At 69.7% G+C, this 9,654-nt stretch carries 8 protein-coding genes; 2 read left to right on the top strand and 6 right to left on the bottom strand.

The annotated features are described in order from the left end of the window. From MJ777_RS13015 to nth, 4 genes are all read right to left on the bottom strand, one after another. A partial coding sequence (locus MJ777_RS13015; RefSeq protein WP_239376352.1) for a MarP family serine protease occupies positions 1-1,182 on the bottom strand: 1,182 nt, incomplete at its 3' end. A 20-nt stretch (positions 1,183-1,202) separates the two neighbouring features. Next, a complete protein-coding gene (locus tag MJ777_RS13010; protein WP_239311003.1) occupies positions 1,203-1,718 on the bottom strand; it encodes a cupredoxin domain-containing protein in 516 nt (171 codons plus the stop codon). 52 nt (positions 1,719-1,770) lie between these two features. Further along, positions 1,771-2,550 (bottom strand): CoA pyrophosphatase, encoded by a 780-nt coding sequence (locus MJ777_RS13005; protein ID WP_370652717.1) that lies wholly within the window; start codon positions 2,548-2,550, stop codon positions 1,771-1,773. Further along, positions 2,547-3,272, bottom strand: coding sequence for an endonuclease III (gene nth / locus MJ777_RS13000; protein ID WP_239311002.1), 726 nt, complete (start codon positions 3,270-3,272; stop codon positions 2,547-2,549). The genes MJ777_RS13005 and nth overlap by 4 nt, the downstream gene beginning before the upstream one ends. 130 nt (positions 3,273-3,402) lie before the next feature. Between nth and MJ777_RS12995 the strand changes: the two genes are divergently transcribed. Then, positions 3,403-3,639 carry a hypothetical protein gene (locus tag MJ777_RS12995; protein WP_239311007.1) on the top strand — a complete coding sequence of 79 codons (237 nt, stop codon included), beginning with the start codon at positions 3,403-3,405 and terminating at the stop codon, positions 3,637-3,639. Positions 3,640-3,860: 221 nt separating this feature from the next. Further along, on the top strand, positions 3,861-4,550 hold the full coding sequence (locus MJ777_RS12990) for a Crp/Fnr family transcriptional regulator (RefSeq protein ID WP_239311006.1): 690 nt from the start codon (positions 3,861-3,863) through the stop codon (positions 4,548-4,550). A gap of 157 nt (positions 4,551-4,707) precedes the next feature. Here the strand turns inward: MJ777_RS12990 and MJ777_RS12985 are convergent, their stop codons facing one another. Continuing rightward, a complete protein-coding gene (locus tag MJ777_RS12985; RefSeq protein WP_239311001.1) occupies positions 4,708-8,484 on the bottom strand; it encodes a tetratricopeptide repeat protein in 3,777 nt (1,258 codons plus the stop codon). A 276-nt stretch (positions 8,485-8,760) separates the two neighbouring features. Further along, positions 8,761-9,633, bottom strand: a complete 873-nt coding sequence (locus MJ777_RS12980; protein WP_239376356.1) for an MBL fold metallo-hydrolase — start codon at positions 9,631-9,633, stop codon at positions 8,761-8,763. Positions 9,634-9,654 lie beyond the last annotated feature (21 nt).

Raw genomic sequence — 9,654 nt, 5'->3', positions numbered from 1 at the left:
GTCACAGCCCTGGGTGCTGACCTGGGCGGTCGCGACACGACCGGCGTTCGCCGAGCTGTCCACCTCGGCGCTGGTCAGCGCATAGCCGGTCGCCGAGTCGTTCGTCGCGGCGGCGAACACGACTCCGTAGACGGTGCCCGCCTCGGACAACAGCGGTCCACCGGAGTTTCCCGGCAGCACCTGGCCGCGGACGGCGTAGATGTCACGCAGCACCGTGCCCTGCGAGTAGATGTTGGGTGCTCTGGCTGTCTGACGATTGCGGATGCGTGCCGCCGCAGTCGTGTAAGGGCCGTCCTGGGGGTATCCGGCGACGACCGCGTCATCGCCCGCGCGGCCCGCTGGATCGGCCTGAAAGGCCAGCGGGGCCCGGCGCAGTCCGGGCACGTACAGGACCGCGATGTCGGTGTCCGGGTTGAACAGCACCACCCTGGCCGCCATCATGGTGTTGCCCACTTCGACCTGTGGCCGCGCCACTCCGGCGACGACGTGGGCGTTCGTCATCACCCGCTCCGCGGCGTAGACGAAACCGGAGCCTTCGACCTGTTTGGAACACGACGGCGCGACGCCCCGGATCTTCAGAATGCTGGCCGAGGCGGCCTGTACGCCCGCGGTCGCGGCTGCCTGCGCGTCCGGTGGCTCGACGGGCACAATTCGCCCGCCGCCGAGGCTGGAGAAGACCTCCGGGAAGCCCCGCTGGTCGGCAAGCTGGCGGAGGTCCGCAAAGGCATTACGGAACGTGTCCGGCATGGCCCCGTCGACGGTTGTCAGGATTTCTGATCGGCGCACATGCTCGGCGAGGGTGCTGAACGGGGACCGGTCGATGGCCGTCGCCAGCAGCCAGGCCACCAGCAGCACTGAGATCCCCGACAGCAACGCGCCGGCGACCGAGTCGACGGTCTGGCCGGGTTGCCAGGTGAGCCGGTTGCGCAGGGCCGCCCCGATGGCGGTGGCGGCGATCTGTCCGACCAGGGCGAGTCCAAGAACGACCAGGATGCCGACCACGGCACCGTTCGTCTCGGCCCCGATGAGCCGCGCGAACGGCGCGGCGATGTTCGCGCCCAGCACGCCGCCACCGAGAAAGCCGACGAAGGACAGCGCCCCGACGACGAAGCCCTGCCGGTAGCCGGACACGCCAAAGACAATCACTGTGACGAGCAGGATGATGTCAAGCATGTCGAACATGTCTGGCGGCCCGCTATCCGTTAGCTGATTATCAGTGTGCCACGCATGTTCGGGTGGATCGTGCAGATGAACGGGTACTGGCCAGGTTGATCCACTGTGAATGTGACGGAACGTGGCGTATCGGTCGTGGCGTAGTTGGTCCGGGCTGCCGGGATCGTCGAGATCACGAAGTTGTGCGGGGGTGAGCCGCGCTCGACGGTCAGGTTCACCGTGATTTTTCCGGGTTTCGCGATCAGCGTCGCGGGCGTGAACTGAAGTGACGCGGTACCCACGACGTCGAAGACCTGTGTATCGTTTTCGATCTTCGGTGTGGCGCTTGAGACGGCCGTCGCCGAGCTGGTCGTCTTGCTGTTGCCGCAACCGCCGAGCGGGAGCGCCACGAGGATCGCGAGGACAACGCTCACCGCAACGCGAACAGTCCCTGTCGTCGCGGGGACGCCGGTGCGCCGGCGCCGGAGTCCGCCGGGCCGGGGCGGTGGGCGCTTGACGCTGTCGTCCGGGCCGGTCATTGGGCTCATGCCGGTTATTGCGCTCATGGTTGCCTCCGGTCCCTCATCGAGCGGATTGACCGTATCGTCCGGGGGGTGCTCATCCGGACTCACCCGTCAGTTCCGGCGCCCGCTCGGCGTCGGAGGGCGCTGATATGGCGGCTACAGGGGCTTCGACCTGCTCGGCTGGAAGCCACGGGCGCTCCCAGCCCCCCATCCGCAGCAGCGCGGCGAGCAGCCCACCGGTGAAGCCCCAGATGAACATGCCGTGTGCGCGGAAGGCCGGTCCGCGGTAGCCGGTCCGCGGGTGATGGGCCAGCACCCGATTTGCTGGGTCCGCCAACGTCGCGACAGGCACCCGCGCGACCGATGACGTCTCGTTCGAGTCCAGCGGAGCCACCGAGCACGGCGTGTGCCACCACGCCAGCACGGGTGTGACCAGGAAGTCGCTGGGTGGCAGGTAGAGAGCGGGGCCAGTGGCGAGCACCTGGACGCATTCCGGGTCCAGCCCGACCTCCTCCCGGGCCTCCCGCAGCGCTGTGGCTGCCGGGGACGCGTCGCAGGGATCGGTGGCGCCACCGGGGAAGGCCGGCTGCCCGCCGTGGCTGCGCAGGTCAGGCGCACGTTCGATGAGCAGGATGTCCGTTCCGGCCGGGCCGTCTCCGAGCAGCATGAGCACGGCTGCCGGGCGCGCGCCGTTCGTCGCCGGCACGTGGTTACGTGATTGCAGTTCGTCAGGGCGGGCCGAACGCAGGGCATCGGCCAGGTCAGCGAGCCATCCTGGCTGATGTGGCCGACCTGGCTGGTCCGGCGTGGCGTCCCGAGGGTAGCGCGCCGATCGGGGAGCTCCGGTGTCGTCCGGATGCGGTCCGGGGCTCAACTGACCGCTTCGACGCCCTTGCGGACCAGCCGCGCGGCGTCATCTGAGGTGGTCGGGCCGAGGCCGAACGACGGGCACAGGCGGGCCACGCCGCACGCTCCGCATGCCGGGCGGCGGGAGTGGCAGATCCGCCGGCCATGAAAGATCATTCGGTCGGACGCGATCGTGTAGTCGTGGCGCTCGAGCAGCTCGGCAAGGTCGTTCTCAACCTTGACCGGATCGGTGTTGCTGGTCAGCCCGAATCTGCGGGACAAGCGTCCGACATGGGTGTCCACCGTGATCCCGGGTATGTCGAAGGCGTGTCCGAGCACCACGTTGGCGGTCTTGCGGCCGACACCGGGCAGCGTGACGAGGTCGTCGAGGCGCGCGGGTACGTCGCCGGCGAAACGGTCGACCAGCGCGGCGCCGATTCCGATGATCGAATGTGCCTTCGCTCGGAAGAAGCCCGTCGGACGCAGGACGGCTTCCAGCTCCGTGCGGTCCGCGCCGGCATAGTCGCTGGCCGTGCGATACAGCGCGAAGAGCGTCGGGGTCACCTCGTTGACCTTCTTGTCCGTGCACTGCGCGGACAGGACCGTCGCGACGAGGAGCTCCAGGGGGCTGCTGAAGTTCAGCGCGATCCGGGCATCCGGGTGGAGGTCGCCGAGGGTTCTGATGATCTTGCGGGCTCGCCGTGTCCGCGCCAGCGGGCTCTCCGTGGCGGTGTTGACGGTGACGGGCACGGATCCAGGGTAACGGGCGAGCTGATCACGCTAGCTTCCGGTCTGCGTCGCGGATGTGTTCAATGTCGCAGGACGCATCCGGACCCCACGTGCTGGTTACGCACAGTCATCCGTCACCATAGTGCCCGCCATGTTTCTGATTGCCGCGATCTCCTTTCCCCTCGTGCTGCTTGCCCTGCTGCTTGCGATGGAGCGGGTTGAGCGTCCCCTGCGTGCCGCCGACTCGGGGCAGGGCCTGGAGGGCTTCCTTGCCAACGCCCGGCCGGACGAGGTGAGCACCTTCGTCTCCCAGGGCCTGCCAGTCGCGCTGGAGCGTTACCGCCGACGTTTGCGGCGATCGACGCCGGGTAAGCACCGGGCGGTGTGAGGATGAGTTCCAGTTGGCTTTTCGTTGATTTTTCTTGTTTTTCCGACTACGGAGAGTTATATAATCTCTCGATGCGTGTATGCCGCTGTGCGTGATCTCGTTCCTGGACGGGCCGTCCGGGCCTGAAATACCCCGATTGGGCCGACCTGTTCAAGACCCGACAGCCTGTTACGGCTTTCAGGTCGTGCCCTTTGGCTCCACTCCTGGCATGCTCGGACGCCGTGGACGATCTGCTTGCCCGTGTTCCCATGTTTGCCGGCCTGTCCGAACAGGATCGACAGGCCCTTAATGATCATCTTGAACGCCAGAACGTTACCCGAGGCGAAGTACTGTTTCGTGAAGGTGAAACCGGAGACCGTGTCTTCGTGATCCTTGCCGGAAAAGTCAAGATCGGGCGCGCCGCGTCCGACGGCCGGGAGAATCTCCTCATGGTGATGGGGCCTGGGGACCTCTTCGGTGAACTGTCGCTGTTCGACCCAGGGCCTCGTACGGCCAGCGCGACAGCGGTGACCGACGCATCGTTGGTCTCCCTGGAGCACACCGCGCTGCGGCCGTGGTTGGCCACCCGTCCCGAGGCGGCATCGCTGCTGCTTCGAGTACTGGCACAACGCCTGCGGCGAACCAACGACTCCATGGCCGACATGGTGTTCACCGACGTGCCTGGACGAGTGGCCAAGGCCCTTCTTGACCTGGCTGAACGGTTCGGCGAACCGGCACAGCCCGGCAACGAGGCGGCCGGGGTCCGGGTCGAGCATGGTCTTACTCAGGAAGAGCTCGCCCAACTGGTCGGGGCGTCCCGCGAGACGGTCAACAAGGCGCTGGCGGATTTCGCCACGCGTGGCTGGCTGCGCTTGGACTCCCGCGCGGTGGTTCTGCTCGACCGGGAAAGGCTCGCCCGGCGCGCTCGCTAGAACCGGTCTGCAGGGGGCACAGGCCGGCCCGCACCCACCCCGGCGGGCCCAGGCAGCGCACTGGCGCGTTGCCTGGGCCCGCCGCGAGACCCGCTCCGTTGTGGGACTCGTTCCGCCGTGAGACCCGCTCGATCCGGCACGTCGCGTCCAGCCTGCGCTATGCCTGCCCGCTCGGCTCAGCGGCCAGCCTGGGTATGGCCGGTGGCGCCGTCGGCGGTATGGCCAGTGGCGCCGTCGGTGGCCCAGCTGGCGACGTGCCCAGGCCCGTGGGGTAGCTGTCCGGCGCCGCGTCCGGGACAGCCGCGGCCGCTGGGACGGCGGCGAGCAGTCGACGGGTCTGTGAGACCTCGCTCACCGCGCCCGTCGCGGTAGCCGCATCCAGCGCCTTCTCGTATGCCGCCCGAGCCTCGGCGGGTTTGCCGACGGCGACCAGGGCGGTGCCCAGCGCCCGCCAGGCCAGCACCTGGGCGCGGATGTCCTCCGCCTCCACCTCGACCGCTCGCCGGGCAACAGCCAGCGCCTCGGCCGGTCTGCCCGCGTCCAGCAGAGTGCCGGCGAGATGCGCGTAGGCCTGACGACGTGGGAACAGCAGGGTCGCCGGTTCGCCGGCGGCCAGCGCCTGCTCCAGCAGACTGATCGACTCCTGTAGCCGCCCACGAGCCCGCGCAACCTGGGCGACCAGCACTTTTGCCCCCAGCTGCGCGTGGGGCTGCAGCTCAAGGCCGTCCAGGGTTTCCAGCGCGAGGGACGCGGCCTGCTCAGCCGAGTCGATCAGCCCGGCGTCGAGCCGGGTCAGCCCCAGCAGGACCAGGGCAAGCGCACCCACCACCGCGTGGCGGCCCATGTTGGCGGCGGCATGGGCGTCCTCCAGGTGGGCCGCGCCCCGTTCCGGATCACCCGCGCCGCGAGCGGCGAGCCCCTTGGCCACGAGGGTGAGCGCGGCTCCCCAGGTATCACCGGTGGCACGGAACAACTCCGCCGCGCGCTCGGCCTCCGCTTCGGCCTCGGCGACGTCCCCGAGTTCGGCGGCGGCGATCGCGTCGATGGTCAGGCACACGGCCAGGCCCCATCGCTCGCCCATCGCCTCGGCCATCTCGATCAGCTCCCGCGCGATGTGGCGAGCATGACTGAGCTGGCCTGACAGCAGCCAGACCAGTGTCTCGGTGCCAGCGCACCAGCCCAGGCCACCGGTGTCGTCCAACCGCCTGAAGACCTCGGAGGCGTCCCGCAGGTACTTTTCGGCATTCGGGTAGTCCCCACGGGTGGTCGCGCTCCAGGCAAGGTGCTGGAGCGCCCAGCCGACCCCGCGCGGGTCGCCGACCCGGCGGGCCAGCGTCAGCGCATCGGTGAACCGCTTCTCGGCGTGGCGCACCCGGCCGGCGGCGTATTCCAGCAGACCAAGCTGACGCAGGGTCGCCGCTACCAGCCGGTCGCTGCCGGCGAGCTGAGCCTGCTCCAGCGCGGTGACGAGCGCAGTAGCGGCCTGCTCGTCCCGGCCCTGCTTGTGCCGGAGATCGCCGAGGACGCGGTAGGCGGCGGCCCGGAGCTCAGGGGTGGTGACCCGGAGCGCGGGCCGAAGGGTGCGTTCGGCCTCATCCAGACGGCGCAGGGATGCCAGCGCCTCGGCATGCAGCACGACTGCCCCGAGATCGTCGATCTCGTTGACGATGCCGCGGCCGAGCCTGCGCGCACTTGTGATCAAGTCGCTGGCGCCGCGATGATCGTCGCGGGCCAGTGCCGAGCGGGCGACCCGTACCAGGGCATGGAAGCCGGGCTCGCGAGCCGACCACGCGGGGTCCGTGGCGGGCAGCGCCATCGATGCCGCCAGGTCGTGGGCGCGTTCGGCATGATGCCCGACAAAGGCAGCGACCTCCGCCTCGGAGCCGCTGAGGAACTCCACCCCCCATTGCGCGGCCGCCGCGTGCCGGCGGGCCCGCTCCACCTTGGGCAGGCCGGCGTAGGCTACGTCGCGGGCCATCGGATGGACGAACGTCCACAACGGTTCCCCGGGATGCGCGGGCCGCAGGAGCTGGCGTTCGGTGAGGGTTGCCAGCGCCCGGTGGACCTGGTCGCCCCGGCGGTCCTCCAGCGCGGGCAACGCGTCGGCGGGAAACCGGCTGCCGAGCACCGACGCGGACCGCAGGACGGCCTTCGCGATCGGGTCCAGGTCGTCGATACGGGCCGCCAGCACCGACTGCACCCCGGCCGGCAGCGTGGTCTCCGGCAGGGATCCCTCAAGCACCCAGCTGGAGGGCTCGATACCGGCCGACTGGCGGCGGCGGGTGCGCTGCACAGTGGATCCCGATGCCGCGAGTTCCTCGGTGCGGACGAGCGCTGGCCCCGCGCTCTGGGAGCCCCGGTGCAGTACACCGCGGTCCACCAGCAGGTTCAGCAGCTCGGTGAGGAAGAACGGGTTTCCGTGTACCCGCCCGAGCAGCGCGGCGCGGGCGTTCTCGTCAAGTTCGGCGCCGCCGAGATAGTCCCGCAGCAGCCTCGCCGCCGCGGCTTCCGCCAGCGGTGCCAGCGCGAGCAGCTCCGGGTTGGGCAGCCCGGTCAAGGGCGGGGCCTCACGGTCGAGCAGGACGAGCAGGACCGGTCCGCGCAGCCGGCTTGCGAAACGCCGTAATCCCTGCCACAGCGCGGTCGTCGCCCACTCCAGATCATCTAGGATGATCACCAGCGGGCCGTCGTCGGACAGCCCCCCGAGCAGCACAGCGACGTCGTCGACGATCGCGTCGACGGCCCGGACGGCATGGCTGTCGGGATGGGCGTCGCGGCCCGCCGGATCACCCGGCGGGGTCTCCGCGGTGACTGTTGAACGGCCTTCTGGCGGGACGCCCAGCAGAGCGAGCAGCTTGTCCGCCACTCCGCCGGGAATGCGGGTGCGCGCGGCGGGGTGCTCGAGGCGGCCGACGGTGCGCCGGACCCGTTCGGCGACCCGGTCCGGGCTGTCGCCTTCGCCCACCCCGGATGCCGTCCGCACGATGTCCATCAGCGGCGCGAGGTCCCGCCCGTCACCGTGGCGGACCGTACGTCCCCACAGCACCCTGGCGTCGGGCTGCGTACCGACCTGGCGGGCGAGTTCCGCCGCGATGCGGGTCTTGCCGATCCCGGCCTCGCCGGTGACGACCACCGTCCGTGGCTGGCCATGGGCGACGACATCCCGGAAGGCGGATACGAGAACCGCGAGCTGCTGGTCCCGGCCGGTGAACGGCGCGTCGTCACCGTGGCTGGGCCGGGCGACGTTGGACGGCCGCAGACTGACCAGTTCGTAGGCCGGGACGGGCTCACGCTTGCCCTTGAGTTTCAGTGCTGGCAGCGGCCGCCACGTTGCCACCGAGGTGGTGGCGACCACGGTGTGGTGTCCGGCGTACACGGCGCCGACCGCCGCCGCGTCAGACAGCCGTGCGGCGGTGTTGACAGTGTCGCCGATCACCGTGTAGCTCAGTGACGCCTGAATGCCGGCCAGTACCTCGCCGGTGTTGATCCCGACCCGCAGGCCGAGATGGCGCCCACCGCCGGCCTCGTCGGTGACCAGCCGGCGGACGGTCTCCTGCATCGCGGCGGCCGCGCGGACGGCTCGCTCCGGGTCGTCCTCGTGCGCGGTCGGTGCTCCGAACACGGCCATGATGCCGTCGCCGGTCAGGTTGTCGACCCGTCCACCGACCTCGGCGACATCGCGAGCGAGCGCGGCGAGCACCCGGTCGGTGACCTCACCGACCCGTTCGGGATCGAGGTCCTCGGCCCACGCGGTGAAGTCCGAGAGGTCACCGAACAGGACGGTGACCACCCGGCGCTCGGCACCTTCGTCCGCGCCCAGACCGTTTTCGGTCTGGAGGGGCAAGCCGCAGTGGAAGCAGAACCGCCCGCCGGGAACGGTGGGGGTGCCGCAGCGTGGGCAGCGCAGGGTGCCGGCGATGGGCGATGTGATCATCGGAACATCCCGTAGCCGGGGTGTGGCAAGGACATCCAGCCGGCCCGTCCGATATACGGGGCTTGCCGGTATCGCCTCCATGCCGGAGCTGTTCTGGTGCAGTCGGACAAATGCGGAGCGTTACGCACGGGTAGTCGCCTCCCGGCCGCGAGCATAAGCCAACTGTACGGGATCTTCTTTTCCCGCTGATCTTAGCCACGTTCGGATGGAAAAAGAGCCATCTGGGATGTCTGGAAGACGTCGCCTTCCGTTGCCTGCGGCGATGATTCGACTACCTCAGTGAGAGAGCTGGCGCAAGTACTCGAGCTGGGCGTGGACCGATAGTTCCGCCGCCGGCCACAGCGCGGGGTCGACATCGGCATAGACCCGTCGGACGATCTCCACGGCTGTCGTGTCGCCTGCCTCGACGGCTGTTCGGACCGCCCGCAGGCGGGCCTCCCGGTGGCTGAGGTATGTGTCGCAAGCCCGCCCCGCTGCCGGCAGCTCGGGCCCATGGCCAGGAAGGACGGTGGCATCGCCCAGCTCGCGCAGACGCCGCAGGCTCGCTAGGTAATCGCCGAGCCGCCCGTCAGGATGCGCCACCACCGTGCTGCCCCGCCCGAGGATTGTGTCGCCGGTGAGCACCGAGACGCTGCTGGCACTTGTGTCACTTGTGTCACTCACGCCGGTTCGGTGCCCGCCGGCCGCGGGTCCGCCGGTGCCACCAGTGCCACCAGTGCCGCGCTGGCGGTCACCGGTGAGGACGAAGGACAGCGAGTCGCCGCTGTGGCCAGGCGTCGCCAGCACGCGGATCTCTACTCCGGCAGCGACGATCACATCGCCTTCGGCGAGCCCCTCGTCGCCGAGCCGGTGGGCGATGTCCAGGGCACGGACCGGAGCCGCCGTGCGGCTGTGAAGCGGAGCAGCGCCCGCGGCATGGTCAATATGACCATGGGTAAGCAGGATCATCTCAACTGGTCCCGCCGCGACGATCGCATCGAGATGCCGGTGATCAGGCGGGCCGGGGTCGACGACCACACAGCCGGTGGCACCGGGGGCGCGCAGCAGCCACGTGTTCGTGCCGTCCAGTGTCATCGGGCCGGGATTGGGCGCGAGCAGCACCGCCGCCAGTGTTGTCACCTGCCTGGGCAGGGCAGGATGGGACGGCATCGTGGCCACTGCCCGCCCGTG

It is taken from the genome of Protofrankia sp. Cj5, from assembly GCF_917627405.1.
In the GTDB taxonomy this organism is placed as follows: domain Bacteria; phylum Actinomycetota; class Actinomycetes; order Frankiales; family Frankiaceae; genus Protofrankia.
Note: the sequence above shows the minus strand (reverse complement) of the source record. Positions and strands in the feature narration are given on the sequence as shown.

Coding starts and splice junctions, on each gene's coding strand:
- MJ777_RS13010 (WP_239311003.1), bottom strand. CDS start 1,718: ATGAGCGCAATAACCGGCATGAGCCCAATGACCGGCCCGGACGACAGC.
- MJ777_RS12985 (WP_239311001.1), bottom strand. CDS start 8,484: ATGATCACATCGCCCATCGCCGGCACCCTGCGCTGCCCACGCTGCGGC.
- MJ777_RS12980 (WP_239376356.1), bottom strand. CDS start 9,633: ATGCCGTCCCATCCTGCCCTGCCCAGGCAGGTGACAACACTGGCGGCG.
- MJ777_RS12995 (WP_239311007.1), top strand. CDS start 3,403: ATGTTTCTGATTGCCGCGATCTCCTTTCCCCTCGTGCTGCTTGCCCTG.